This window comes from Streptomyces sp. NPDC058701 (assembly GCF_042715295.1).
In the GTDB taxonomy this organism is placed as follows: Bacteria; Actinomycetota; Actinomycetes; order Streptomycetales; family Streptomycetaceae; genus Streptomyces.
In genome coordinates this window covers 230,551-255,894 of record NZ_JBHXSY010000006.1, presented here as the reverse complement: position 1 = coordinate 255,894, position 25,344 = coordinate 230,551, and the positions used below count along the sequence as shown (strand labels likewise).

The following is a 25,344-nucleotide window of genomic DNA, read 5'->3' as shown; positions in this document are numbered from 1 at the left end:
TCAGTCCTTCGGGCCGCCCCAGTGGAAGAGGGTCATGGCCACGCTGGTCGCCAGGTTGTAGCTGGAGACCTGCGGCCGCATCGGCAGGGAGACCAGGTGGTCGGCCCGGGCGCGCAGCTCGGGCGAAATGCCGTGGCGCTCGGAGCCGAAGGCGAGCAGGGCGTCGTCCGGGAGGGTGAGGGAGCGGATGTCCTCGCCCTCCGGGTCGAGCGCGTACAGCGGCCCCGGGGGCAGTTCCTCCAGCTCGACCCGGTCCACGGTGGTGGCGTAGTGCAGCCCGGCCCCGGCCCGGACCACGTTCGGGTGCCAGGGGTCGAGGTCGCCGCGGGTGACCACGCCGGTCGCGCCGAAGCCGGCGGCCAGGCGGACGACGGCCCCGACGTTGCCGAGGTTGCGGGGGTTGTCGAGCACCACCACCGGCGCGGGCCGCGGCAGCCGCCCGAGCGCGGCGCGGCCGGCCTCCCGGTCGGGCCGTACGGCCAGTGCGGCCACCCCGGTGGGGTGCACGCGGGCCAACAGGTCCTTCAGCTCCGCCCGGCGCACGAGCCGGTCCACTTCGGGCCCGACGTCCGGGGCGAGCTCGGCCGCGAGGGCCCGTACGGCGGCGGGATCGTCGGCGACGACCACCTCGACCCGCGCCCCGAAGCGCAGGGCGTGCTTCAGCGCGTGGAACCCGTCCAGCAGCACGAGGTCCCCCCGCCCGGCGCCCTCCCGCCACACCCGCGCGCTGTCCCCGACTCCCGCATCCTCACTCATCCCCCGACCCTACGACCCACCCCGCCCGTTCGAGCCCCACCCAACTCCGAGCGGACCGAAGGCCCCCGCCAACGCTGCAGGCCCACCGCACAACCCCGGCGACGCCCCAGGCGCCCCCCACAGCCCCGCCAACTCTGCTGGCGCCCCGCGAACGCCCCAGGCACACCCCGCACAACCGCGCGAACGCTGCAGGCCCACCCCACACAAACCCGCCAACGCCCCAGGCGCCCCCACAGCCCCGCGAACGCCCCAGGCACACCCCACACAGCCGCGCGAACGCTGCAGGCCCACGCCCCACGCCGCGCCCGCTCACGGCGCCCCGGCACGTCCGCCGACGCCCGGAGCCGCCCTCAGCCGTGGCCCCCCTGAGTTCCCCCGCCCCGCGCCCGCTTGAGGCCCTCATCCAGCCCTGCCGGCGTTTGAGGCGCGGGGGACGGGGGGCGGAGCCCCCGGGAACGGCGCCGCAGGTCGGGGTCAGCGCCCGCTCGGGCTCGGCTCCGGATCCGGCGTCGGGACGGCCGCGGACTCCCCCTCGGCAGGCGCCGGAAGCAAACCGGCCCCACCCACCGGCACCGAGGCCGAGCCCGCGGTCGGCACGGGCGAAGACACCCCGCCCCCCGGCCGGAGACCCCCGACCCGGGCCCCGAACCACACCAGGAACCCCGTCGGCAGGAACACCGCGTCAGCGGCGATCATCGCCAGCGAGAAGAACGGCAGGCCCAGCAGCACCGCGATCCCGGCGTGCTCCAGCATCATCACCGCCAGCAGCACGTTCTTGATCCGCCGGTTGAACAGCGTGAACGGGAACGCCACCTGTACCGCCACCGTCCCGTACGACAGCAGCATCACCAGCGTCCCGCTGCCCGCCACCAGCGCCGACAGCCCCGGCCACGGGGTGAAGTAGTCCAGCCCCAGCGGGTAGTACAGCGCGGTTCCGTCCTGCCACCGCGAGCCCTGGATCTTGTACCACCCCGCGGTCGCGTAGATCAGGCAGACCTCCGCCATGATCACCAGCATGCCCGCGTTGTGCAGCAGGTTCGCCAGGACGTCCAGCGTCGCCCGCCCCTCCCCCTCCGCCTCGTACCGGTCGACCATCCACCACAGCGCGGTGGCGACCCACAGCGTCGCGAAGGCGGCCAGCCAGCCGTAACCGAACCGCCCGGTCGCCGCCCCGTACGCGAACGCCGCGCCCAGGACCCCCCACAGCACCGGCCCACCGGCGCCGGCCGTCGCCGAACCGCGCCGACGGGCCCTGCGGGCGTCCAGCGACCACACCTGCGCGCACCGCGTCAGCACCAGGTAGATCGCCATCAGGTGGATGACGTTGTCCCCGCCGTCCCCCATGAAGACGCTGCGGTTCTGCAGCGACAGCACCCCGACCATGAACACCACGGACGTGCCGCGGGTCCGCCAGCCCAGCATCAGCGCCGCGCTCGCCAGCACGGACACCGCGTAGACGATCTCGAACCACAGGGTGGAGTCGGACCACATCAGCACGGTGAAGGCCCGGTTCGAGGCGATCAGCCGCTCCGCCAGCCCGAAGCTCCACGGGCCGTCCGGCCCGTACAGTTCGGCGCGGTTCGGGATCTCCCGGAGCAGGAAGAAGAGCCAGGTCCCGCTGAAGCCGATGCGGATGACGGCGCTCTGGTACGGGCCCAGGGCCTGCCCGGAGACCTTCGCCAGCCCCCGCCCGGCCGAAGCCCGGAGCCTCCCGGCCACCGCCCTCGGCCCCGGCACCGAACCCTCCCCGGGACCCGGACCTGCCGGACCCGCCGGGCCCCCCGGGCCCCCCGGGCCCCCCGGGCCCCCTGGCCTCACACCGTCCACCACGGCAGCTCCCGGTAGTACGTCTGGGTGTCGGTCGTCTCGGTGCTCCACTCGGGCGCGGGCACCGCCCTCGTCACCGAGCGCAGCTGGATCCGCAGCACGTGCCCGTCCCGGTGGTCCGGCCCGATCCGGTCCATCGCGATCCGCCGCAGGTACTCCTCGGACAGCTCGCCGCGCTCGCCGCTCGGCTTGTTGTCCGCGTCGTGGGAGCCAGTGAAGAAGTCCCAGGCCCGCCGCAGCTCGTTCTGCTCGGTGTGGCTCGGCAGCAGGCTGTGGCGGATCTCCGCGCCGTCCTCGGCGGACAGGTCGCGCCAGCCGGTGGTGATCAGGTCGCCGCCGCCGGTCCGCACCTGTGCCCGGACCTCGACCGCGATGTTCTGCTGGAGCGGGTTGGGCGCGAAGAGCTTCCAGTTCTGCTCGAACTCGGGATAGATCCAGCCGTCGATCGTCCGCGCGTGCTCCCGGCTGACCGTGTTCGCGGGCGCCACGTGCAGGAAGACGAGTGCCAGGTGGGAGCAGGCCGCCACGGCGACCGCCCCGAGGGCGAGGGCCGCGACGACGCGGTACGGAGTGCTCAGACCGGCGATTCCGGGCGGCCTCGGCGGAGGCTGCACCGGGGGTGGAGGCGGGGGCTGAGCAGTGCCCTCGGCGGGCTTTCGCTCGTTCGAATCCATCCCGCCCCGATCATCGGCCGTCCACAGGTTCACCACAGAGGTTGACACCCTACGGGCCGCCGTCTCACCATTGAAGAGGATGAACCGAACGATCGGTCGGTCGGGCGGACGGCAGACTCAGACAGGGAGCCGGGATGACGGCAGTGACCCCGGACACGGGACACGGCACGCACGACACGGACCTCGTGCGGCTCGCAGCCGCCTTCGACGCCGCCGTGGCGGCGGACGATCGCATAGAGCCGCGCGACTGGATGCCCGAGGAGTACCGCGCGACCCTGGTCCGCCAGATGGCCCAGCACGCCCACTCCGAGATCATCGGGATGCAGCCCGAGGCGAACTGGATCACCCGCGCGCCCTCGCTGCGCCGCAAGGCGATCCTGATGGCCAAGGTCCAGGACGAGGCCGGCCACGGGCTGTACCTGTACAGCGCCGCCGAGACGCTGGGCACCAGCCGCGACGAGCTGCTCGACAAGCTCCACGCGGGCAAGCAGAAGTACTCCTCGATCTTCAACTACCCCACCCTGACCTGGGCGGACGTCGGTGCGATCGGCTGGCTCGTCGACGGTGCCGCCATCACCAACCAGGTGCCGATCTGCCGCTGCTCCTACGGGCCCTACGCCCGCGCCATGGTCCGGATCTGCAAGGAGGAGTCCTTCCACCAGCGCCAGGGGTTCGAGCTGCTCATGGCCCTCTCGCGGGGCACCGAGGCACAGCACGCGATGGCGCAGGACGCGGTCGACCGGTGGTGGTGGCCGTCCCTGATGATGTTCGGCCCGCCCGACGACGCCTCGTCGCACTCGGCGCAGTCGATGGCCTGGCGCATCAAGCGCCACTCCAACGACGAGCTGCGCCAGCGCTTCGTGGACATCGCCGTCCCGCAGGCCGAGTCGCTGGGCCTGACCCTGCCCGACCCGGACCTCAAGTGGAACGAGGAGCGGGGGCACCACGACTTCGGCGCGATCGACTGGACCGAGTTCTGGGACGTGCTCAAGGGCAACGGCCCCTGCAACGCGGAGCGGATCGGCCGCCGGCGCGCGGCGCACGAGGAAGGCGCCTGGGTGCGCGACGCGGCGGCGGCCTATGCGGACAAGCAGGCCGCGAAGAACGACGGACAGACCGAGGAGGCACGGGTATGACGCAGAACTGGCCTTTGTGGGAGGTGTTCGTGCGTTCGCGGCGCGGCCTGTCGCACACGCACGCGGGCAGCCTGCACGCCCCCGACGCGGAGATGGCCCTGCGCAACGCCCGCGATCTCTACACCCGGCGCGGCGAGGGCATCTCGATCTGGGTGGTGCCCTCCACCGAGATCACCGCCTCGTCGCCGGACGAGCGGGACCCGTTCTTCGCCCCGTCCGCCGACAAGCCCTACCGGCACCCCACCTTCTACGACGTCCCGGAGGGGCTGAGCCACCTGTGACCGGCACCGACACCGCCCGTGGAACCGCCCGCGAGGCCGGACCCGGCACCCTCCGCGACAGCTCCGCTGCGGCGGCCCTGGCCCTCGGGGACGACGCGCTGATCCTCTCCCACCGCCTCGGCGAGTGGGCGGGCCACGCCCCCGTCCTGGAGGAAGAGGTCGCGCTCGCGAACATCGCCCTCGACCTCCTCGGCCAGGCCCGCGTCCTGCTGTCCCTGGTCGGCGACGAGGACGAGCTCGCGTTCCTGCGCGAGGAGCGGTCCTTCCGCAACCTCCAGCTGGTCGAGCAGCCGAACGGCGACTTCGCCCACACCATCACCCGTCAGCTGTTCTTCTCCCTCTACCAGCACGAGCTCTACGGGGAACTGGCCCGGGGCGACGGCCCGTTCGCCCCGCTCGCGGCCAAGGCCGTGAAGGAGACCGCCTACCACCGCGACCACGCCGAGCAGTGGACCCTGCGCCTCGGTGACGGAACCCCGGAGAGCCGCGCCCGCATGCGGGCGGCCCTCGACGCGCTGTGGCGGTACACGGGTGAGATGTTCCAGCCCGTGGAGGGTCTCGACGGGCTGGACCCGGCCGCCCTGGAGGCACGCTGGCTCGCCGCCGTCACCGCCGTGCTGGAGCGGGCCGGGCTGGCGCTGCCCGAAGGGCCGCGCACCGGGGCCTGGGCGGCCGGAGCCGGCCGGCAGGGCCTGCACACCGAGCCGTTCGGCAGGCTCCTCGCAGAGATGCAGCACCTGCACCGCAGCCACCCGGGGGCGTCGTGGTGACCGGCGCGGGAACGGCCGCGACGACCCGGCTCGAAGCCGAACTGGCCGAGCTCGCGGGCTCCGTGCCCGACCCCGAGCTGCCCGTCCTCACGCTCTCCGAGCTCGGCGTCATGCGCGGGGTGCGGGTGTGCGAGGACGGCCACGTCGAGGTCACCCTCACCCCCACCTACACCGGCTGCCCGGCCATCGAGGCGATGTCCGCCGACATCGAGCGGGTCCTGAACGACCGCGGCATGCCCGACGTGCGGGTGGCCACCGTCCTGGCCCCCGCCTGGTCCACCGACGACATCTCCGCCGAAGGACGCCGCAAGCTGGCCGAGTTCGGCATCGCCCCGCCCCGGCCGCATGCGGCCGGCGGTCCCGTCCCGCTGACCCTCTCGGTGCGCTGCCCGAACTGCGGGTCCACCGACACCGAACTGCTTAGCCGTTTCTCCTCCACCGCGTGCAAGGCCCTGCGCCGCTGCGTCGCCTGCCGCGAACCGTTCGACCACTTCAAGGAGCTGTAGATGGCCGAGGCACTCCGGCCGGCCACCCGGCACGGCGCGTTCCACCCGCTCACGGTGGCCTCGGTCGAGCGCCTCACCGAGGACGCGGTGGCCCTGGTCCTCCAGGTCCCCGGCGACCTGCGCGCCGAGTACCGGCACGCCCCCGGCCAGCACCTGACCCTGCGCCGGACCACTCCCGAGGGGGTGGAGGTCCGCCGCACGTACTCGATCTGCTCCGCCGCACCGGCCCCGGACGGCCCGGGCCCCGAGCTGCTCCGCGTCGGGGTGCGGCTGGTGGAGGGCGGCGAGTTCTCCACGTTCGCGCACAAGGAGATCGCAGCCGGGGACGTGCTCGACGTGATGGTCCCGGCCGGACGGTTCGTCCTGGACCCGGCCGCCGCACCGGCCGGCGGGCACTACGCCGCCGTCGTCGGCGGCAGCGGGATCACCCCCGTGCTGTCCATCGCCGCGACCCTGCTGGCCGCCCGGCCCGACGCCCGGTTCTGTCTCGTGCGCAGCGACCGCAGCGCCGCGTCGACGATGTTCCTGGACGAGGTCGCCGACCTCAAGGACCGCTACCCCGCCCGCTTCCAGCTGGTGACGATCCTCTCCCGTGAGGAACAGGAGGCCGGCCTGCCCTCCGGCCGCCTCGACGAGGAGCGACTGGCGGCGCTGCTGCCCGCCCTGCTGCCGGTCGCCGAGGTGACGGGCTGGTTCCTGTGCGGGCCGTACGGCCTGGTGCAGGGCGCCGAACGGGCGCTCGGCGCCCTCGGCGTCGCCCGGAACCGGGTCCACGAGGAGATCTTCCACGTCGAGGACACGGCGGCACCCACCCGTGCGGCCACGTCCGCCGCGCCCGCCCACGGGCGCGTCACCGCACGGCTCGACGGCCGGTCGGGCACCTGGCCGGTCCGCGACGGGGAGTCCCTGCTGGACGCGGTGCTGCGCAATCGCGCCGACGCCCCGTACGCCTGCAAGGGCGGTGTGTGCGGCACCTGCCGGGCCTTCCTCGTGACGGGCGAGGTGCGGATGGAGCGGAACTTCGCCCTCGAAGAGGAGGAGACGGAGGCCGGGTTCGTCCTGGCCTGCCAGTCGCACGCCGTGACGGAGGAAGTGGAGATCGACTTCGACCGCTGACCCGGACCGCCGCCCCGGACCGCCGACCGAACGCCGTCCCGGCCGTCCTCGCGCGCCCTTCCGCCCAGGTCCGGCACCAGGCTGTGCATTTTCAAGAACTTGTTCTATCTTGACGCACCGTCAGGACAGGATGGACCGGGTGCGCGCGGGAGGACAGGCAGTGGACTTCACCTTCACCGAGGAACAACAGGCCGCCGTCGAGGCGGCGAAGGCCGTGTTCGCGGATGTCGCGCCCGACAGCGTGCCGAGCCCCGCGCTCACCCCCGGGGCCGTCGCCCAGGACTTCGACCGGCCGCTGTGGGCCAAGCTCGCCTCGTCCGACCTGCTCGGCCTGGTCCTCGCCGAGGAACACGGCGGCGCCGGCCTCGACGCCATCGCCCTGTGCCTGGTGCTCCGCGAGGCCGCCGGGGTACTGGCCCGCGTACCGCTGCTGGAGCACTGTGCCACCGCCATGGCCGTCCAGGCGCACGGCGGGCCCGAGCTGACCGCCGCGCTGCTGCCCGGCGCCGGGGACGGAACGCTCGTCCTCACCGCCGCCGCGCACGGCCGCTCCGGCCACGACCCCGCCGAACTCGCCGTCACCGCCCGCCGGGACAGTGACGGTGACGGGTGGACCCTGGAGGGCGTCCAGACCGCCGTCCCCTGGGCCCAGAGCGCCGACTGGATCGCCGTACCGGCCCACACCGGAGGGGGAGAGGCCGTCCTCGCGCTCGTCCCCCGCGTCACCGAGGGTCTGACCCTGGCCGAGCAGTCCTCCACCAGCGGGGAGCGCCTCGCCGAACTCACCCTGGACGGCGTACGGGTGCCGGCCTCGCACCTCATCGAAGCCCCCGGCGCCTGGGAACGGCTCCGCCAGCTCCTCGCCACCGGAACCTGCGCCCTCGCGCTCGGCCTCGGTGAGCGGGTGCTCGCCATGACCAGCCGGTACACCGCCCAGCGCGAGCAGTTCGGCTTCCCCGTCGCCACCTTCCAGGCCGTCGCCGTCCAGGCCGCCGACCGCTACATCGACCTGCGCGCCATGGAGGTCACGCTCTGGCAGGCGGCCTGGCGCCTCGACGCCGCGACCGGCGGGGCCGGCGGTCCGCTCCCGAGCTCCGGTGACGTGGCGGTCGCCAAGATCTGGGCCTCGGAGGGAGTGCGCCGGGTCGTGCAGACCGCACAGCACCTGCACGGCGGGTTCGGCGCCGACACCGACTACCCGCTGCACCGCTACCACGCGTGGGCCAAGCAGCTGGAGCTCCAGCTCGGCCCGGCCGCCGCGCACGAGGAGGCCTTGGGCGACCTGCTCGCCGCCCACTCCCTCGCATGACACCGGGTCCGGCCCGGCGCCCGGCCCGCGCCGCGTGATCCGCCCCGAAGCCCTGGAGCGCCGGAGCCCTGGAGCCCTGGAGCCCCGGAGTCCTAAAGCACGAAGGGCGGGTTCCCGTTGTCCGTCACCATCGGGCGCCCGGCCCCGTCCCATGCCTGCATGCCGCCGTCGATGTTGACGGCGTCGATGCCCTGGCGGACGAGGTACTGGGTGACCTGCGCGGAGCGCCCGCCCACGCGGCACATCACGTGCACGCGGGCGCCGTCCGGGGCGGCCTGCGTGAGCTCGCCGAAGCGGTTCACGAAGTCGCTCATCGGGATGTGCAGCGCGCCCTCGACGTGGCCGGCCGCCCATTCGTCGTCCTCGCGGACGTCGAGGACAAAGCCTTCGGAGGGCACCGCGGCGGCGTCCACCGAGGGAAGCGGTCCGAAGTTCATGCGTGGCCTTCTCTCATCGCAGATGGGGAGTCCAACCTATCGGACCGCGCCGCTGGCGCCCGCTGCCGCCGGGACCCCGTAGGGCCTGCCGCGGCCGGGCCGTGTACCCCGCGGGCGGGGGAGGGCCGCAGCACCCCTCAGGGAGCGGCGAGGGCAGCCAGTTCCGCCTCGCGCTCGGACACCCGCGCCAGCAGCTGCTCCGCGATCTCCTCCAGCAGCCGGTCCGGGTCCTCCGGCGCCATCCGGAGCATCGACCCGATCGCACTGTCCTCCAGGTCCTTGGCGACCAGCGCCAGCAGCTCCTTGCGGCGCGACAGCCACTCCAGCCGGGCGTAGAGCCCCTCGGTCTCGCCCGGAACCGCCTGCTCGGGCGCCGGACCGGCCGCCCACTCCTCGGCGAGCTCGCGCAGCTGCTGCTCCTCGCCCCGCCCGTACGCGGCGTTCACCCGTGCGATGAAGGCGTCCCGGCGCTCCCGCTCGGCCTCGTCCTGGGCGAGGTCCGGGTGGGCCTGGCGGACCAGCTCGCGATACAGGCGGCGCACCTCCTCCGAGGGGCGCACCCGCTGCGGCGGCCGCACCGGACGGTCGGTGAGCATCGCGCCGGCGTCGTCGGAGATCCCGTCGGAGTCCATCCAGTCGTGGAACAGCTCGTCCACGCCCGGCATCGGCATCACCAGCGCGCGCGCCTCCTTGGCCCGCCGCAGGTCGTCGGGATCACCGCTACGGGCCGCCTTCGCCTCGGCGATGAGCGCGTCCAGCTCGTCGAGCCGCGAGTACATCGGCCCGAGCTTCTGGTGGTGCAGGCGGGAGAAGTTCTCCACCTCCACGCGGAAGGTCTCCACCGCGATCTCGAACTCGATCAGCGCCTGCTCGGCGGCGCGCACGGCCCGCTCCAACCGCGCCTCGGGACGCTCCGCGCCGGAGTCACCGGAACCGCCGGCGTCACCGGGGCCGCCGGAATCACCGGGGCCGCCGGGGGCCGACTGCACGGGCTGCTCAGGCTGCTCGGTCTGTTCGGTCTGCTCGCTCACGCGGCCAGCCTACGGCCCGTCCGGCCGGGCGGTGTTTCACGTGAAACACCGCCCGCGGCAGGAGGCACACCGCGCGAGGCACCGACTCCGCCGGCCGCGCCCCCGAAGACCCAGCCCCCGAAGCCCGCCCGCCGGCCCGGCACCGACCCCGCCGGCCCGGACCGCCGGCCCGCCCCGCCGGCCCGGACCGTCAGACCCCGGTCTCCGCCGCGATCCGTCCCGCCCGTACCGCCGCCACCAAATCCGCGTGGTCCGCCTCGGTCCGGTCGGCGTAGGCCACCGCGAAGGCGGCCACCGCCTCGTCCAGCTCCTCGTTCTTCCCGCAGTACCCGGCCAGCAGCCGGGGGTCGACGCTGTGCGCGTGCGCCCGCGCCAGCAGCGCCCCGGTCATCCGCCCGTAGTCGTCGAACTCCTCCGCGGTCAGCGCCGTCGGGTCCACGCTGCCCTTGCGGTTGCGGAACTGCCGCACCTGGAAGGGCCGCTCCTCCACCGTGGTCCAGCCGAGCATGATGTCCGACACCACCTGCATCCGCTTCTGCCCGGCCACCACCCGGCGCCCCTCGTGCTCCTGCGGGGGCGCGGGGAAGCCCAGGGCCGGCAGGTACGGCAGCAGGGCCGAGGGCCGCGCCTCCTTCACCTGGAGCACCAGCGGCTCGCCCCGGTGGTCCATGAGCAGCACCACGTACGAGCGCGTACCCACGCTCCCGGTGCCCACGACCCGGAACGCCACGTCGTGGATGGCGTACCGGGCCAGCAGCGGCAGCCGGTCGCCCGTCAGGGTCTCCAGGTACGGGCCCAGCGAGGCCGCCACCGCGGCCGCCTCCGCGTCCCCGACCCGGCGCAGCACGGGCAGCGCGTCCACGAAGCGGCAGCTGCCGTCCGCCGCGGCCGCGGTCGACTTCGCCGCGAACCGGGCGGAGGTGTTGTTGCGGGCCTTCTGCGACACCCGCTCCAGCGTCCCCAGCAGATCCCGGGCGTCGGCGTGCGAGACGAGCTCCTCGTCCGCGATGGCGTTCCAGGCGTCCATGGCGGGCAGCTTCGCCAGCAGCCGCATGGTCCGCCGGTAGGCGCCCGCCGTGTCCCGCGCCGCCGCCCGGCAGGTGTCCTCGTCGGCTCCGGCCACCCGCCCGGCCAGCACCAGCGAGGTCGCCAGCCGCTTCACGTCCCACTCCCACGGGCCGAAGACGGTCTCGTCGAAGTCGTTGAGGTCGATGACCAGACGGCCGCGCACGTCCCCGTAGAGCCCGAAGTTCGCCGCGTGCGCGTCCCCGCAGATCTGCGCGCCGACCCCGGTGACCGGGCCGCCGGACAGGTCGTGCGCCATCAGCCCGGCCGCCCCGCGCAGGAACGCGAACGGGTTCGCAGCCATCCGCCCCACCCGGATCGGAGTCAGCCCGGCGACCCGGCCAGCGTTGGACTCCTCCACCGCCCGCACCGCGTCCGGGCGGTCCGCCGGCGCCTCGAAGACGGCGTGCGCCGAGCGCGGCACGCGTCCGCGCAGGGCCTTGCCGTGTTCCTTCGGCGATCCGTCCACCACTCTCGGCGCGAACCCCTCCACCTGCGGTATCCGCTGCCCCGCTGCCGCCGTCATGTGCGCCGCCCCACCAGTCCACTCAATCGCCAGAACGGGCTGACCGTACCGACAGCCCGGCATCCTGGCCAGCACCGAGGACCCCGGCGCCGGCCCTCGTCGCTTCCGCCCGGCCCCGCCGGCCCCCTCGGGGCAGCCCTACAGCCCGGCGTCCCTCGCCAGCAGCGCCGCCTGCACCCGGTTCTCACACCCCAGCTTCGCCAGGATCCGGCTCACGTACGTCTTCACCGTGGCCTCGCTCATGTGCAGCCGCCGGCCCGCGTCCGCGTTCGACAGGCCCTCCCCGAGCAGCGCCAGCACCCCGCGCTCCCGCTCGCTCAGTTCCGCCACCTGCCGGCGCGCCTCCTCGCCGCGCACCGCCGCCCTCCCCGAGGACAGCTGGTCCACCACGTGCCGCGTCGCACCCGGAGAGAGGTACGCGTCCCCGGCCGCGGCCGCCCGCACCGCCCCGATCAGCTCGCCCGGCGCCGAGTCCTTCAGCAGGAACCCCGCGCCGCCCTGGGACAGGGCGCGCAGCACGTTCTCCTTCTCCCCGAAGGTGGTCAGGATCAGTGCCCGCACCGTCGGAACGGCCCGTTTCAGCTCCCCCAGCGCGGTCAGCCCGTCCATCACCGGCATCTGAATGTCCAGCAGGACCACGTCCGGCCCGTGCGCGCGGGCCAGGTCCACGGCCTCGCGCCCGTTCGACGCCTCCGCCACCACCTCGATGTCCGGAGCCGAGGTCAGGATCATCCTGATCCCGGCCCGGATCAACGGCTCGTCGTCCGCGATCACCACGCGGATCACTTCGGCTGTCACCCGAACTCCTACTGCTTGACCTGGTAGGACTGTTTGTCGATGAGCTTGCCGTCCTGGAAGCAGAACCGGAACGCGACGTCGGTGGTCAGGTCCGGCGCATCCTCCGTCGACAACAGGACCAGGCAGCTCGACCCCTCCGGCCGCGGCGGCCCCTTCCGGTCCATGCCCCCGGTGAAGATGCTGTCCCCGTCCGGCAGCCGGTCGCGGACCGCCTGCTCCGGCTCGCCCAGCCGCACGGCGTCGTACTCGCTCCGGTCGATCATCACGTTGCTCACCGACCCTCCCAGCATCACCACTCCGGCCACCAGGGCCACCAACAGCACCACCACGGCCGCGGACGCGATCCCACATCCCAGCGCTATGCCGCCGGACCGGCTGCGGGCCCGTACGGCCAGCTCCCGGTCCACCGCCGCCCAGTCCATCGGGGAGTCGCCCTTCGGTTCTCCCACCACGGCCCCCTGCCCGAAGTCGTCGGCCACGTCCGCCACCCCGGCCCCGTACGGGAGCACCCCCGCGACCCGGAAGCCGCCGCCCTCGACCGCACCCGCGTGCACCATCCCGCCAACCAGCCGGGCCCGTTCGCGCAGCCCCGTCAGCCCCTGCCCGCCCGACACGACCTCGCCGACCCCCGGACCGGTCGCGACACCGTTGGCGATCTCCACCACCAGCGAGTCGTCCTCGTACCGCAGCTCCACCGCGATCGAGGCCCCCGGAGCATGCTTGTACGCGTTCGTCAGCGCCTCCTGCACGATCCGGTACGCCGCGTGGTCACAGGCCGCGACGAGCTCCCGCGGCTGCCCCGACGTCGTCAGCCGTACGTCCGTCCCCGCACCCCGCGCCGCCTCCACGACCCCCGCGATCCCGGCCACGCCGCGTGCCGGGGACTGGGCCTCCTCCACCGGCACCGGGGCCTCCACCCCGTCGCGCATGATGCCGACGACCTCGCGCAGCTCGTGCATCGCCGCCACCGAGGCCTGCCGCAGCACCCCCACCGCCTCGCGCTGGCGGTCCGTCAGCTTCGGATCGACCTCCAGCGCACCGGTGTGCACCGAGATCAGCGCCAGCTGGTGGCCCAGGCTGTCGTGCATGTCCTGCGCGATCCGCTGCCGCTCCCGCAGCCGCGCCTGGCCCGCGACCATCGCCCGTTCCCGCAGCAGCTGCCCGTTGCGCTCCTGGAGGGCCCGCAGCAGCGTCCGGCGCTGCGACCAGTACCGGCTGGCCAGACCCGGCACCACCGTCGCCACGAGGAACATCAGCGTCGTGAACACGATCACGAGCAGCGGCCGCATCTGGTCCCACTGGGACAGCAGGCTGAATCCGGTCGCGGCGAGGAAGGCGAGGGTGAAGGCGGACAGCGCCCGGCCCACCCCGACGATCCGGCGCCCCGCGGACCAGCCCAGAGGAATCGTGACCAGGAACACCCCGGGCAGCACGCTGCTCGCCGCCGATCCGACCACGAGGGCGCTGCCGGGGAACCGCCGGCGCAGGAGCGTCAGCACCACGACGGCCAGGGCGCTCACCAGCATCCGGCGCCCGGAGCCGTTGTCTAGCTCCTCGACGCCCAGCCCCAGCACGGCCAGCACACCGGCCAGGACCAGGTCACCGGCCAGCATCCGCCGGGTCCAGGGCTCTGGCCCCCTCAGCCGGTCCCAGCCCGCACGCGTCTTCGCCATGACATCCACGCGACGACCCTAGACACCCGCCCACCGCGTCGGCCGCCCTCTTTCGTCGTGACCCCCGCGACGAAAGTCTGGTGTCCGGGGACCAGGAGGAGCGGAAGCGGAGACGAAGAGGACCGCGGAGCCGCACGAGGCGGGAAACACGAAACGGCCGCCACCGCTTTCGCGATGACGACCGTTCCGCCGATGTGGGCGAGGGGGGATTTGAACCCCCACGTCCCGAAGGACACTGGCACCTGAAGCCAGCGCGTCTGCCGTTCCGCCACTCGCCCGAGCAGCACTCCAGTGGATCTTCCCTTTCGGGCCGTTCCCCTGGCGACGTCGAAAGATTAGCACGTGGAACGGGGTGGATTCACATCCCTTTCCACGGCCCCCGGCACCCCGCCGGGGACGGCCCCTCCCGCACTCCGCCCCCGGTGCGGGACACTGTCCCTTGCACGCCCCTACGATCGCCTGTGAGGACCAACACTCCTGCACACAGGACCGATGGGGAACCAGCCGAATCCGCCACGCGTGGATACGATCAGTAAGCAGTACAGGGCGACAACGACGGAGGAGGTGCCCCATGGGAGTCCTGAAGCGGTTCGAGCAGCGACTCGAAGGTCTGGTGAACGGCACCTTCGCCAAAGTCTTCAAGTCCGAGGTCCAGCCCGTCGAGATCGCCGGCGCCCTCCAGCGGGAGTGCGACAACAACGCCACCATCTGGAACCGTGAGCGGACCGTCGTCCCCAACGACTTCATCGTGGAGCTCAGCACCGGCGACTACGACCGCCTGAGCCCCTACTCGGGGCAGCTCGGCGACGAGCTCGCGGGCCTGGTCCGCGACTACGCCAAGCAGCAGCGCTACAGCTTCATGGGCCCCATCAAGGTCCAGCTGGAGAAGGCCGACGACCTCGACACCGGGCTCTACCGGGTCCGCAGTCGCACCCTCGCCTCCAGCACCTCGCAGCCGCAGGCCCCCCAGGGCGGCCCGGCAGCGCCCCAGAACCAGCAGCAGGGCGGTTACGGGTACCCCCCGGTCGCCGCCCCGCCCATGCCCGCGGGCCCGCCTCCCGGCGGCGCCGCAGGGCGTCGGCCCGCCCCCGGCGGCGCCGCGCCCGCGTCCTCCCCGGGCGCCCCGCGACGGCACTGGATCGAGATCAACGGCACCCGCCACCAGATCTCGCGCGCCACGCTCGTACTCGGCCGAAGCACGGAAGCCGACGTGCGGATCGACGACCCCGGCGTCTCGCGCCGGCACTGTGAGATCCGGACCGGAACGCCCTCGACGATCCAGGATCTCGGATCCACCAACGGCATCGTGGTGGACGGGCAGCACACCACCCGCGCTACGCTCCGCGACGGCTCGCGGATCGTCGTGGGCAGCACCACCATCATTTACCGGCAAGCCGAAGGGTGAAGCGGGGGCAATGTCAGAGCTGACCCTGACGGTCATGCGGTTGGGTTTCCTAGCCGTTCTGTGGCTGTTCGTCATCGTGGCCGTACAGGTCATCCGCAGCGACCTCTTCGGTACGAGGGTGACGCAGCGCGGCTCCCGCCGCGGCGGCGCGGCTGCCGGTGCCCAGCAGCAGGCGGGGGGCCGCCAGACGACCCCTCCCCAGCAGCGCCAGCGCCGCGGTGCGCCGACCAAACTCGTCGTCTCCGAGGGCACCCTCACGGGCACCACGGTGGCCCTCGCGGGCCAGACGATCACGCTGGGCCGCGCCCACGACTCGACGATCGTGCTGGACGACGACTACGCGTCCAGCCGTCATGCCAGGATCTACCCGGACCGTGACGGGCAGTGGATCGTCGAGGACCTCGGCTCCACCAACGGCACGTATCTCGACCGGAACCGGCTGACCACCCCGACGCCCATTCCGCCGGGTGCCCCGATCCGCATCGGCAAGACCGTCATCGAGCTGCGGAAGTAGTACGAGAATGAGCGAGCGGAGCGAGCGAGCCGCGGAGATCCGTCCCACCGGGGAAACGGACCCGTGCGCGCTCCCGACCGGAGGGTGGGCAGTGTGGCTCGAGACCGGTTGTACCCGGAGGCAGCGTCGACAGGGCAGGTGCGCATGAGTCTGTCCCTGCGGTTCGCCGCCGGATCGCACAAGGGCATGATCCGGGAGGGGAACGAGGACTCCGGCTACGCCGGGCCCCGGCTCCTCGCGATCGCCGACGGCATGGGCGGCCAGGCCGCCGGCGAGGTCGCCAGCTCCGAGGTGATCTCGACCCTCGTGCAGCTCGACGACGACGTCCCGGGCTCCGACATCATCACCTCGCTCTCCACCGCCGTGCAGCGGGCCAACGACCAACTGCGCACGATGGTCGAGGAGGACCCGCAGCTCGAGGGCATGGGCACCACCCTGACCGCCCTCCTGTGGACCGGCCAGCGCCTCGGCCTCGTCCACGTCGGCGACTCCCGGGCCTACCTGCTGCGCGACGGCGTCCTCACCCAGATCACCCAGGACCACACCTGGGTGCAGCGCCTCGTCGACGAGGGCCGCATCACCGAGGAGGAGGCGACGACCCACCCGCAGCGCTCCCTCCTGATGCGCGCGCTCGGCAGCGGCGACATCGTCGAACCCGACCTCTCCATCCGCGAGGTCCGGGCCGGCGACCGCTACCTGATCTGCTCCGACGGGCTGTCCGGCGTGGTCTCCCACCAGACCCTGGAAGAGACCCTCGCCGACTACCACGGCCCCCGCGAGACCGTGCAGTCCCTGATCCAGCTCGCGCTGCGCGGCGGCGGTCCGGACAACATCACCTGCATCGTCGCCGACGTCCTCGACACCGACAGCGGCGACACGCTCGCCGCCCAGGTGAGCGACACCCCGGTCGTCGTCGGCGCGGTCGCCGAGAACCAGCACCAGCTCTTCGACGGCGGCAACGCCATGCACACCCCGGCCGGCCGCGCCTCCGGGCTCGGCCGCCAGGCCCCCCCGCCCGCCGGCTCCTTCGGCCCGCCCGGCAGCGGCGACGCCCCCGGCTACGGGTACGCGGACCCCGGCCAGGGCGGCGGCGGGTACGGCAGCTTCGGCGAAGCCGACGGCTACGACCCCGACTCCGGGTACGAGGACACGTACGACAAGCCCCGCAGGCGCCGCAGCAAAGGGCGCAAGTGGACCACCCGTACGCTGATGCTGCTGCTCGTCGCCGGAGTCATCGGCGGCGGCCTCTACGCCGGATGGCGCTGGACGCAGACCCAGTACTACATCGGCGTCAAGGGCGACCACGTGGCGCTCTTCAAGGGCATCAGCCAGAAGCTCGGGCCGGTCGGGCTCTCCGAGGTGGAGACCGACCGACCCGACATCGAACTGAAGTACCTCCCGCCCTTCAAGCTGAAGCTCGTACAGGCCACCATCAGCGAGAGCAGCCTGGACGGCGCGCGCGAGAAGATCGACGACCTCGGTCTTCAGGTGTCCGCCTGCAAGAAGGACGAAGAGCGCCGCAACGCCGAGGCGCAGAACCAGACACCCGCCGCCGGCCTGACTCCCGCGGAGCAGCAGCTGGTCGGCCTGTGCGGAAAGCAGTAGACACACGCGGGCGCAGGGGGCCTGCCACACCATGAGCGTTGTCACCAACACGACCACCATCGGCGCCATCGAGCTGCCGAGCCGGCGGAACACCGAGCTGATGCTGCTCGGATTCGCCGTGGTCATCCCGATGTTCGCCTACGCCAACGTGGGTCTCGCGATCAACGGCACGCTGCCGCCCGGCATGTTCGCCTACGGCCTCGGCCTCGGCGCGCTCGCCGGGGTCGCGCACCTCGTCGTGCGCCGCTACGCGAAGTACGCCGACCCGCTGCTGCTGCCGCTGGCCACCCTGCTCAACGGACTCGGCCTCGTCTTCATCTGGCGCCTGGACCAGTCCGAGCGGCTGCAGAACCTCGCGAAGCGCTCCTTCGGCAACTTCTCCCCCTCCGCGCCCAACCAGATGCTCTACACGGCCATCGGCATCGCCCTGTTCGCCGCCGTCCTGCTGCTGCTCAAGGACCACCGCGTCCTGCAGCGGTTCACGTACATCTCGATGGCCGGCGCCCTGGTCCTGCTGATCCTGCCCGTCATCCCGGGCCTGGGCGCCGACGTCTTCGGCGCGAAGATCTGGATCAGCGTCGGCGGGTTCTCCATCCAGCCCGGCGAGTTCGCGAAGATCGTCATCGCGATCTTCTTCGCCGGCTACCTGATGGTGAAGCGCGACGCCCTGGCGCTGGCCAGCCGCCGCTTCATGGGCCTCTACCTGCCGCGCGGCCGCGACCTCGGCCCGATCCTGATGATCTGGGCGATGAGCCTGCTCGTCCTGATCTTCGAGAACGACCTCGGCACCTCGCTGCTCTTCTTCGGCATGTTCGTGATCATGCTGTACGTCGCCACCGAGCGCACCAGCTGGATCGTCATCGGCCTGCTGATGTCGGTGGGCGGCGCCGTCGTCGTCGCCTCCTTCGCCAGCCACGTCCAGGCCCGCGTCACCGCCTGGCTCGACCCCTTCGCCTGCTACGCCACCTCGGGCGCCTGCGAGCAGGTCGGCCAGTCCCTGATGAGCTTCGGCTCCGGCGGCGTCCTCGGCACCGGCCTGGGCCAGGGCCACTCCGACCTGATCCTCTTCGCCGCGAACTCCGACTTCATCTTCTCCACCGTCGGAGAAGAGCTCGGACTCGCCGGCGTGATGGCGTTCCTGCTGATCTACGGGCTCATCATCGAGCGGGGCGTCCGCACCGCCCTCGCCGCCCGCGACCCCTTCGGCAAGCTCTTCGCCATCGGACTGTCGGGCGCCTTCGCCATCCAGATCTTCGTCGTCGCCGGCGGGGTCATGGGCCTCATCCCCCTCACCGGCATGACGATGCCCTTCCTCGCCTCCGGCGGCTCCTCCGTCCTCGCCAACTGGGCCCTCATCGGGATCCTCATCCGGATCAGCGACACCGCACGCCGACCTGCTCCGGCTCCCGCTCCGTCCCCCGACTCCGAGATGACCCAGGTGGTCCGCCCGTCATGAACAAGCCCCTGCGCCGCATCTCGCTGTTCTGCGGGCTGCTCGTCCTCGCACTGCTGATCCGAACCAACTGGCTGCAGTACGTGCAGGCCGAGGAGCTCAGCACGCGCAAGGAGAACCGCCGGGTCCAGATCGCCCAGTACGCGACGGAGCGCGGCAACATCATCGTGAAGGGCAAGCCGATCACCGGCTCGGTCGCCACGAACGGCAGCGACTTCGAGTTCAAGCGGACCTACGAGGAGGGCCCCCTGTGGGCCCCCGTGACGGGCTACGCCTCGCAGGCCTTCGGCTCCACCCAGCTCGAATCGCTCGAGGACGGCATCCTCACCGGCAACGACGACCGGCTCTTCTTCGACCGCACGGTCGGCATGTTCACCGGGGAGAAGAAGCAGGGCGGCAACGTCATCACGACGCTCAACCCCGACGCCCAGCGGGCCGCCTTCGCCAAGCTGGGCAAGAACAAGGGCGCGGTCGCCGCGATCGACCCGCGCACCGGCGCCATCCTGGCCCTGGTCTCCACGCCCTCGTACGACCCGTCGAGCTTCGCCGGCAACTCCAAGGACGACGAGAAGGCCTGGGTCTCGCTGAAGGACGCCGAGGACAAGAACCTCGTCAACCGCGCCCTGCGCGAGACCTACCCGCCGGGCTCGACCTTCAAGGTCGTCACGGCCGCCGCCGCCCTGGAGCACGGTGTCGTCACCGACATCAACGCGCCGACGGACACCGCGGAGCCGTACATCCTGCCCGGCACCAGGACGCCGATGGTCAACCACGCGAGCGGCTGCGAGAAGGCCCCGCTCAACGAGGCCCTGCGCGTCTCCTGCAACTCCGTCTTCGCGAACCTCGGCAACAAGGTGACCCGCGACAAGATGGTGGAGACCGCGGAGAAGTTCGGCTTCAACAACGACAAGGTCGACATCCCGGTCCGCGCCTTCGCCAGCGTCTACGACAAGAAGATGAGCCCGGACGGCAACGCGCTGAGCTCCATCGGCCAGTTCAACACCGCCGCCACCCCGCTCCAGATGGCCATGGTCACCGCCGCCATCGCCAACGACGGCAAGCTGATGAAGCCGTACATGGTGGACCAGCTGACCGCGCCCAACCTCGACCTCATCGAGAAGCACGAGCCGCAGGAGATGAGCCGGCCCCTCTCCGCCGCCAACGCGCAGAAGGTGCAGGAGATGATGGTCAACGTCGTCGAGACCGGCACCGGCACCCAGGCCAAGATCAAGGGCACGAAGGTCGGCGGCAAGACCGGTACCGCCCAGCACGGCGAGGGCAACAAGAAGCGCCCGTACGCCTGGTTCATCTCGTACGCCGAGGCCCCGGACGGCAGCTCGCCCGTCGCCGTCGCCGTCGTCATCGAGGACAGCGGCGCGGACCGCGAGGACATCAGCGGCGGCGGACTCGCGGCCCCGGTCGCGAAGGCCGTGATGGAAGCCGTGCTGAAGAGCCAGGGGTGAGCCGGTGCGAGCCGGGCACGAACCGCGAACGGCGGGCGGCGACGGGGTGATCCGCGTCACTGGTTCCGGACGGATACGAGCGTACGGTACCGGTCCGGTATCAGCCTGTGGCCACGAACCGATCACCGACGATCGGCCGGTAGCCTTTGCGCGAACAGCACACCGCCGGACCACACACAGGTGCGGTCGGGACTGACGGAGAGGGCTGGAACGTTATGGAAGAGCCGCGGCGCCTCGGCGGCCGGTACGAGCTGAGCCACGTGCTCGGCCGTGGTGGGATGGCCGAGGTCTACCTCGCCCACGACACCCGGCTCGGCCGTACCGTCGCCGTCAAGACCCTGCGTGCCGACCTCGCCCGCGACCCGTCCTTCCAGGCCCGGTTCCGGCGCGAGGCCCAATCGGCCGCGTCCCTGAACCACCCGGCGATCGTCGCCGTCTACGACACCGGCGAAGACTACGTCGACAACATCTCGATCCCGTACATCGTGATGGAGTACGTCGACGGGTCCACCCTGCGCGAGCTCCTGCACTCCGGCCGCAAGCTGCTGCCCGAGCGCACCCTGGAGATGTGCATCGGCATCCTCCAGGCGCTGGAGTACTCGCACCGCGCCGGCATCGTGCACCGCGACATCAAGCCCGCCAACGTGATGCTGACCCGCACCGGCCAGGTCAAGGTCATGGACTTCGGCATCGCGCGCGCCATGGGCGACTCCGGCATGACGATGACGCAGACCGCGGCGGTCATCGGCACGGCCCAGTACCTCTCGCCCGAGCAGGCCAAGGGCGAGCAGGTCGACGCCCGCTCCGACCTGTACTCGGCCGGCTGCCTGCTCTACGAACTCCTCTGCGTCCGGCCCCCGTTCGTCGGCGACTCCCCTGTGGCCGTCGCCTACCAGCACGTACGGGAAGAGCCCCAGCCGCCGTCCAACTTCGACTCCGAGATCACGCCCGAGATGGACGCGATCGTGTTGAAGGCGCTGGTCAAGGACCCCGACTACCGCTACCAGTCCGCCGACGAGATGCGCGCGGACATCGAGGCCTGCCTCGACGGCCAGCCCGTCGCCGCCACCGCCTCCATGGGCGCGGCCGGCTACGGCTACCCCGACCAGGGCCACGGCTACGGCTACGGCCACCAGGGCTACGACCAGCCCACCACCGCGCTGCGCACCGCCGAGAACGGGCAGACCGCGATGATGTCGCCCATGCCCCCCGGCGGGGGCGACGGCGGGTACGGGTACGGCGACCAGGGCGGCTACGACCAGGGCCCGCACCGCCGCCAGAAGAAGAGCAAGGCGTCCACGATCCTCCTCGTGGCGGCCGGCATCCTCGTCCTCGTCGGCGCGATCCTCATCGGCCGCTCCCTCTGGGGCGACGGCGCCGACAACCGCCCCGCGGTGCCCAAGCTCGTCGGCCAGACGCTGGAGCAGGCGCAGAGGAGCGGCGTCAACGCCGGGGTCAAGGTCGAGAAGGAAGCCGACGAGCCCTGCGAGGGCCAGGCCAAGGGCAACGTCTGCTCGCAGAACCCCGAGGCCGGCACCAAGGTCGACAAGGACTCCGTCGTCAAGGTGAAGATCTCCTCGGGGGCGCCCGCGGTGGCGGTGCCCGACGTACTGCGGGTTCCGTTCGAGGTGGCGGAGACGACGCTCAAGGGCAAGGGCTTCCAGGTCGAGCGCAAGACCCAGGAGTCCGACAGCACCCCCGGCATCGTCCTGGAGCAGAACCCCAAGGCCGGCACCCAGGCCCAGAGGAACGACGTCATCACGCTGACGGTGGCGAAGGAGCAGTCCAAGACCACGGTCCCGGACCTGCTGGGCAAGTCGAGGGAAGAGGCGGTCAGGCTCCTGACCACCGCCAAGCTCAAGCTCGGCAGCACGACGGAGACCGAGTCCCCCGGCGCCACCCCGAAGACGGTCATCGCGCAGCAGTTCGCGGCCGGCGAGCCGATCGAGATCGGCAAGACGGTCAACATCACCGTCGCCAAGGCCGCGGCGACGGCGCAGGTGCCCAGCCTGGCCGGCAAGACGGTCGACCAGGCCAAGGACGAACTCAAGCGGGCCAACCTGGTCTTCGGCTCCGTGCTGTCGGGCCCGACGGACGACAAGGCGACGGTGATCGTCTCCGATCCGCCGGCGAACACCACGCTCCCCAGCGGTACGCCCGTCAACGTCCGGACCCTCCCGGGCCAGCAGGACGGCGGGAACAACAACGGCGGGAACAACGGCAACAACGGCGGCGGCGGCTTCATCGGCGGTCTGGGCGGGCGCTAGCGCCGGGCGCGGGCCGCGGCGCGCGCGGCACCGGCACGGAAAGGTCCGGCCCCTCCTGAGGGAGGGGCCGGACCTTCGTCGTACGGGCCTCGCTGCGGGCCGTGACGCGGCCGTGGAGGCCGCTCGGGGGGCCACCGGGCCCGGGCGCGTGCCCACGGGGCCGGTGGGTCTCCAGGGGCGCCAGGACGGCCCCGGGTGCGGGTCCCCCCGGGTCGTCCTCGGGTCGTCCTCGGGGCACCGCCGCCGGCCGTGCCGCCGGTGGCCTCAGCGCAGCTCCGCCGGGCGACCGCGGTCGGCGTCCACCTTCTCCGTCCGGACCAGCTCGCCCCACACGACGTACCGGTACTTCGAGGTGAACACGGGCGTGCAGGTCGTCAGCGTGATGTACCGGCCGGGGGCCGTGCGACCCGACTCCCTCGGGACCGGACTGATCACGTCCACGTTGTACTTGGAGGTCTGCCGCAGCTCCGCGAAGACCTTGTAGACGTACCAGGTGTCGCGCGTCTCGAAGACGATCGCGTCGCCGTTCCTCAGCTTGTCGATGTGGTGGAACTTCGCCCCGTGGCCGTCCCGGTGCGCGGCGAGCGAGAAGTTCCCGGACGCGTCCCACGGCAGCGCCGACTTCACCGGCTCGGTGTAGTACCCGGCCACGCCGTCGTTCAGCACGTCAGGCGCGGTGCCGCGCTTGACCAGCACCTCGCCGTTCCTCATCGCCGGCACGTGCAGGAAGCCGACCCCGCCCCCGGTGTCCAGGGCTCCCGGCTCCGCGGGCTTCGCGGGCTCAGAGGCGGACGGGGAGGGGACGAGCCACTGCTGGCGGACCGCGTCGCCGCGCGCCGACGCCTGCCGGTCCGCAAGCACGTTCGTCCACCACAGGGAGTACGCGACGAACAGGCCCAGCACCAGGCCCACCGTGATCAGGAGCTCGCCCAGCAGGCTCAGGAACCCGGCGAGGACGCTGCGCCGCACGGCGGGCCCGCCGTCGGCGGAAAGGGCGTCGGGCGGGGCGACAGCGCCGGCAGGACGGCGGCGGTGGCGGGAAGGGGACACTGCTGATTCGTCCTTCGGGCGGCTACGAGCTGGTCAACGCGGGAGGCGGACCCTCGCTGCGAGGGCGTTCTCCGGTCATCCTGCCCCATACGATCATCCGGTAGGTGCTGGTGAACTCCGGGGTGCAGGTGGTCAGCGTGATGTACCGGCCGGGAGAGGTGAACCCCGAGCCCTCCGGCACCGGCTTCAGCACCGCGACGTTCGCCGGCGGCGTCTGCGCCAGCGCGGAGGTCATCTCGTACGTGTAGTAGGCGTCCCGCGTCTCGACCACGACGGGATCGCCCGGCACCAGCCGGTTGATGTAGCGGAACGGCTCGCCGTGCGTGTTCCGGTGGCCCGCCACCGCGAAGTTGCCCTGCGGGTCCGCGGGCATCGCCGTCTTGAGCGAGCCCTCGGCGTAGTGCCCGACCATCCCGCGGTCCAGCACCTTCGGCTTGCTGATCCCCTCCGCCACCGGGACCTTCACGTCCAGCTTCGGGATGTGCAGGATGGCGAAGCCCTGCCCCGGCTCGAACGCCGAGACCGGCGGGGCGCCGGTCCCGGCCTCCGGCGCCCGTTCCCAGGTCTGCCGGAGCGTGCCCGCCGCGCCGTCCGCCGTCCGATGCGCGAGGAGGTTCGTGTACCAGAGCTGGTAGGCGACGAACAACAGCATCACCAGGCCCAGCGTGATGAACAGCTCGCCGCCCAGCCGGCTCGCGACGACCAGCGGTCCGCCCGACGCCGGCCGCCTGCGCCGCCGTCCGCCGCGCCGCCGCGTCTGCTTCGCGGCCCGCTTCGCCGCCTCCTGCGCGGCCCTGCGTCGCGCGGCCCGGCCCTCGGTGGGCGCGGACGGCGCGAGCGTGGTCACGCGACGGCCTTGCCCACCACCGGGGCCAGCCCCACCGAACGCTCCACGGCACCGGCGTCGCCGCAGCGCACCAGCCAGTTGGCGAGCATCCGGTGCCCCCACTCGGTGAGCACCGACTCGGGATGGAACTGCACGCCCTCGACGTCGTGCTCCCGGTGACGCAGGCCCATGATGATCCCGTCCTCCGTGCGCGCCGTGACCTCCAGCGTGCCGGGGAGGGCCAGCGGCTCGGCGGCCAGCGAGTGGTAGCGGGTCGCGGTGAAGGGCGACGGCAGCCCCTCGAACACCCCGAGGCCCTCGTGGACCACGGGCGAGGTCTTGCCGTGCAGCAGTTCCGGGGCGCGGTCGACGACGCCGCCGTACGCGACCGCCATCGACTGCATCCCGAGGCAGACGCCGAAGACCGGGACGCCGGTGTCCGCGCAGTGCCGGACCATGTCGATGCAGACTCCGGCCTCCTCGGGGGTCCCGGGGCCGGGGGACAGCAGGACGCCGTCGAACCCGTCCTGCGCGTGCGAGAGCGCGACCTCGTCGTTGCGCAGCACCTCGCATTCGGCGCCGAGCTGGTAGAGGTACTGGACCAGGTTGAAGACAAAGCTGTCGTAGTTGTCGACAACCAGAATGCGCGCGCTCACGGAGTCGCTCCCGATCCCTCGTCCACCGTCACGTCGTTGAACGGAAGGAGCGGCTCGGCCCACGGGAAGACGTACTGGAACAGCACGAACACCACCGCGAGGGCCAGTACGAGCGAGATCAGCGCGCGCATCCACGCGTTTCCCGGCAGATGCCGCCAGATCCAGCCGTACATGCCGTCTGATTCCTTTTCGTCCACGAT

At 72.3% G+C, this 25,344-nt stretch carries 23 protein-coding genes, 1 tRNA gene and 1 pseudogene; 12 read left to right on the top strand and 13 right to left on the bottom strand.

Annotation, left to right across the window (positions count from 1 at the left end; all coding sequences use genetic code 11):
* The 3 genes from ACFWW8_RS09070 to ACFWW8_RS09060 all read right to left on the bottom strand — a co-directional run bounded on the left by ACFWW8_RS09070 (position 1) and on the right by ACFWW8_RS09060 (position 3,257).
* Complete coding sequence (locus tag ACFWW8_RS09070; RefSeq protein WP_386525631.1) at positions 1-756, bottom strand: TrmH family RNA methyltransferase; 756 nt, start codon at positions 754-756, stop codon at positions 1-3.
* Between the two features lie 474 nt (positions 757-1,230).
* Positions 1,231-2,493: an HTTM domain-containing protein gene (locus ACFWW8_RS09065; protein WP_386525628.1), complete on the bottom strand. Its 1,263-nt coding sequence runs from the start codon at positions 2,491-2,493 to the stop codon at positions 1,231-1,233.
* Positions 2,494-2,570: 77 nt separating this feature from the next.
* Entirely contained in the window at positions 2,571-3,257 is a 687-nt protein-coding gene (locus ACFWW8_RS09060) for a DUF5819 family protein (protein ID WP_386525625.1), read from the bottom strand.
* A 134-nt stretch (positions 3,258-3,391) separates the two neighbouring features.
* Here ACFWW8_RS09060 and paaA point away from each other — a divergent pair, with 134 nt between their 5' ends.
* The 6 genes from paaA to ACFWW8_RS09030 all read left to right on the top strand — a co-directional run bounded on the left by paaA (position 3,392) and on the right by ACFWW8_RS09030 (position 8,375).
* Complete coding sequence (paaA, locus tag ACFWW8_RS09055; protein WP_386525622.1) at positions 3,392-4,393, top strand: 1,2-phenylacetyl-CoA epoxidase subunit PaaA; 1,002 nt, start codon at positions 3,392-3,394, stop codon at positions 4,391-4,393.
* The gene (gene paaB / locus ACFWW8_RS09050; protein ID WP_386525619.1) at positions 4,390-4,674 is read left to right on the top strand and encodes a 1,2-phenylacetyl-CoA epoxidase subunit PaaB; all 285 of its coding nucleotides are present in this window, start codon (positions 4,390-4,392) and stop codon (positions 4,672-4,674) included. The genes paaA and paaB overlap by 4 nt, the downstream gene beginning before the upstream one ends.
* Before the next feature lie 77 nt (positions 4,675-4,751).
* Positions 4,752-5,444, top strand: a complete 693-nt coding sequence (gene paaC, locus ACFWW8_RS09045) for a 1,2-phenylacetyl-CoA epoxidase subunit PaaC (RefSeq protein ID WP_386525772.1) — start codon at positions 4,752-4,754, stop codon at positions 5,442-5,444.
* A complete protein-coding gene (gene paaD / locus ACFWW8_RS09040; RefSeq protein WP_386525616.1) occupies positions 5,438-5,950 on the top strand; it encodes a 1,2-phenylacetyl-CoA epoxidase subunit PaaD in 513 nt (170 codons plus the stop codon). The genes paaC and paaD overlap by 7 nt, the downstream gene beginning before the upstream one ends.
* Entirely contained in the window at positions 5,951-7,066 is a 1,116-nt protein-coding gene (locus tag ACFWW8_RS09035; RefSeq protein ID WP_386525614.1) for a 2Fe-2S iron-sulfur cluster-binding protein, read from the top strand.
* 160 nt (positions 7,067-7,226) lie between these two features.
* Positions 7,227-8,375 (top strand): acyl-CoA dehydrogenase family protein, encoded by a 1,149-nt coding sequence (locus ACFWW8_RS09030; protein WP_386525769.1) that lies wholly within the window; start codon positions 7,227-7,229, stop codon positions 8,373-8,375.
* A gap of 92 nt (positions 8,376-8,467) precedes the next feature.
* Here the strand turns inward: ACFWW8_RS09030 and ACFWW8_RS09025 are convergent, their stop codons facing one another.
* The 6 genes from ACFWW8_RS09025 to ACFWW8_RS09000 form a co-directional block, all read right to left on the bottom strand.
* Positions 8,468-8,812: a rhodanese-like domain-containing protein gene (locus ACFWW8_RS09025; protein WP_386525612.1), complete on the bottom strand. Its 345-nt coding sequence runs from the start codon at positions 8,810-8,812 to the stop codon at positions 8,468-8,470.
* A gap of 137 nt (positions 8,813-8,949) precedes the next feature.
* A complete protein-coding gene (locus ACFWW8_RS09020) occupies positions 8,950-9,801 on the bottom strand; it encodes a J domain-containing protein (RefSeq protein WP_386525767.1) in 852 nt (283 codons plus the stop codon).
* A 232-nt stretch (positions 9,802-10,033) separates the two neighbouring features.
* A complete protein-coding gene (locus tag ACFWW8_RS09015) occupies positions 10,034-11,434 on the bottom strand; it encodes a DUF2252 domain-containing protein (RefSeq protein WP_386525609.1) in 1,401 nt (466 codons plus the stop codon).
* Positions 11,435-11,572: 138 nt separating this feature from the next.
* Positions 11,573-12,232: a response regulator gene (locus ACFWW8_RS09010; RefSeq protein WP_386525606.1), complete on the bottom strand. Its 660-nt coding sequence runs from the start codon at positions 12,230-12,232 to the stop codon at positions 11,573-11,575.
* Between the two features lie 8 nt (positions 12,233-12,240).
* Positions 12,241-13,905, bottom strand: coding sequence for a sensor histidine kinase (locus ACFWW8_RS09005; RefSeq protein WP_386525603.1), 1,665 nt, complete (start codon positions 13,903-13,905; stop codon positions 12,241-12,243).
* Between the two features lie 195 nt (positions 13,906-14,100).
* A tRNA-Leu gene (locus tag ACFWW8_RS09000) sits at positions 14,101-14,183 on the bottom strand.
* A gap of 293 nt (positions 14,184-14,476) precedes the next feature.
* Between ACFWW8_RS09000 and ACFWW8_RS08995 the strand changes: the two genes are divergently transcribed.
* The 6 genes from ACFWW8_RS08995 (at position 14,477) to pknB (ending at position 22,612) form a co-directional block, all read left to right on the top strand.
* Positions 14,477-15,310: an FhaA domain-containing protein gene (locus tag ACFWW8_RS08995; RefSeq protein ID WP_386525601.1), complete on the top strand. Its 834-nt coding sequence runs from the start codon at positions 14,477-14,479 to the stop codon at positions 15,308-15,310.
* 10 nt (positions 15,311-15,320) lie between these two features.
* Positions 15,321-15,824, top strand: coding sequence for an FHA domain-containing protein (locus ACFWW8_RS08990; RefSeq protein WP_386525599.1), 504 nt, complete (start codon positions 15,321-15,323; stop codon positions 15,822-15,824).
* 144 nt (positions 15,825-15,968) lie between these two features.
* On the top strand, positions 15,969-17,429 hold the full coding sequence (locus ACFWW8_RS08985) for a Stp1/IreP family PP2C-type Ser/Thr phosphatase (protein WP_386525597.1): 1,461 nt from the start codon (positions 15,969-15,971) through the stop codon (positions 17,427-17,429).
* A gap of 31 nt (positions 17,430-17,460) precedes the next feature.
* Positions 17,461-18,885: an FtsW/RodA/SpoVE family cell cycle protein gene (locus tag ACFWW8_RS08980; RefSeq protein WP_386525594.1), complete on the top strand. Its 1,425-nt coding sequence runs from the start codon at positions 17,461-17,463 to the stop codon at positions 18,883-18,885.
* On the top strand, positions 18,882-20,345 hold the full coding sequence (locus tag ACFWW8_RS08975) for a peptidoglycan D,D-transpeptidase FtsI family protein (protein ID WP_386525592.1): 1,464 nt from the start codon (positions 18,882-18,884) through the stop codon (positions 20,343-20,345). Before ACFWW8_RS08980 ends, ACFWW8_RS08975 begins: the two co-directional genes overlap by 4 nt.
* Before the next feature lie 215 nt (positions 20,346-20,560).
* On the top strand, positions 20,561-22,612 hold the full coding sequence (gene pknB / locus ACFWW8_RS08970; protein ID WP_386525590.1) for a Stk1 family PASTA domain-containing Ser/Thr kinase: 2,052 nt from the start codon (positions 20,561-20,563) through the stop codon (positions 22,610-22,612).
* 264 nt (positions 22,613-22,876) lie between these two features.
* On the opposite strand, the gene ACFWW8_RS08965 is transcribed toward pknB, so the two are convergent.
* The 4 genes and pseudogenes from ACFWW8_RS08965 to ACFWW8_RS08950 form a co-directional block, all read right to left on the bottom strand.
* Complete coding sequence (locus ACFWW8_RS08965; protein WP_386525764.1) at positions 22,877-23,581, bottom strand: class E sortase; 705 nt, start codon at positions 23,579-23,581, stop codon at positions 22,877-22,879.
* A gap of 103 nt (positions 23,582-23,684) precedes the next feature.
* Positions 23,685-24,365: pseudogene (locus tag ACFWW8_RS08960) on the bottom strand (class E sortase); the annotation flags it as partial.
* Positions 24,366-24,505: 140 nt separating this feature from the next.
* A complete protein-coding gene (locus ACFWW8_RS08955) occupies positions 24,506-25,144 on the bottom strand; it encodes an aminodeoxychorismate/anthranilate synthase component II (RefSeq protein ID WP_386525588.1) in 639 nt (212 codons plus the stop codon).
* Positions 25,141-25,341, bottom strand: a complete 201-nt coding sequence (locus ACFWW8_RS08950) for a hypothetical protein (protein WP_386525785.1) — start codon at positions 25,339-25,341, stop codon at positions 25,141-25,143. Before ACFWW8_RS08950 ends, ACFWW8_RS08955 begins: the two co-directional genes overlap by 4 nt.
* Positions 25,342-25,344 lie beyond the last annotated feature (3 nt).

Excerpts from the sequence above, each read along its gene's own strand:
- ACFWW8_RS09070 (WP_386525631.1), bottom strand. The coding sequence starts at position 756 with ATGAGTGAGGATGCGGGAGTCGGGGACAGCGCGCGGGTGTGGCGGGAG.
- ACFWW8_RS09060 (WP_386525625.1), bottom strand. The coding sequence starts at position 3,257 with ATGGATTCGAACGAGCGAAAGCCCGCCGAGGGCACTGCTCAGCCCCCG.
- paaA (WP_386525622.1), top strand. The coding sequence starts at position 3,392 with ATGACGGCAGTGACCCCGGACACGGGACACGGCACGCACGACACGGAC.
- paaB (WP_386525619.1), top strand. The coding sequence starts at position 4,390 with ATGACGCAGAACTGGCCTTTGTGGGAGGTGTTCGTGCGTTCGCGGCGC.
- ACFWW8_RS09035 (WP_386525614.1), top strand. The coding sequence starts at position 5,951 with ATGGCCGAGGCACTCCGGCCGGCCACCCGGCACGGCGCGTTCCACCCG.
- ACFWW8_RS09025 (WP_386525612.1), bottom strand. The coding sequence starts at position 8,812 with ATGAACTTCGGACCGCTTCCCTCGGTGGACGCCGCCGCGGTGCCCTCC.
- ACFWW8_RS09015 (WP_386525609.1), bottom strand. The coding sequence starts at position 11,434 with ATGACGGCGGCAGCGGGGCAGCGGATACCGCAGGTGGAGGGGTTCGCG.
- ACFWW8_RS09005 (WP_386525603.1), bottom strand. The coding sequence starts at position 13,905 with ATGGCGAAGACGCGTGCGGGCTGGGACCGGCTGAGGGGGCCAGAGCCC.
- ACFWW8_RS08995 (WP_386525601.1), top strand. The coding sequence starts at position 14,477 with ATGGGAGTCCTGAAGCGGTTCGAGCAGCGACTCGAAGGTCTGGTGAAC.
- ACFWW8_RS08990 (WP_386525599.1), top strand. The coding sequence starts at position 15,321 with ATGTCAGAGCTGACCCTGACGGTCATGCGGTTGGGTTTCCTAGCCGTT.
- ACFWW8_RS08985 (WP_386525597.1), top strand. The coding sequence starts at position 15,969 with ATGAGTCTGTCCCTGCGGTTCGCCGCCGGATCGCACAAGGGCATGATC.
- ACFWW8_RS08980 (WP_386525594.1), top strand. The coding sequence starts at position 17,461 with ATGAGCGTTGTCACCAACACGACCACCATCGGCGCCATCGAGCTGCCG.
- ACFWW8_RS08975 (WP_386525592.1), top strand. The coding sequence starts at position 18,882 with ATGAACAAGCCCCTGCGCCGCATCTCGCTGTTCTGCGGGCTGCTCGTC.
- pknB (WP_386525590.1), top strand. The coding sequence starts at position 20,561 with ATGGAAGAGCCGCGGCGCCTCGGCGGCCGGTACGAGCTGAGCCACGTG.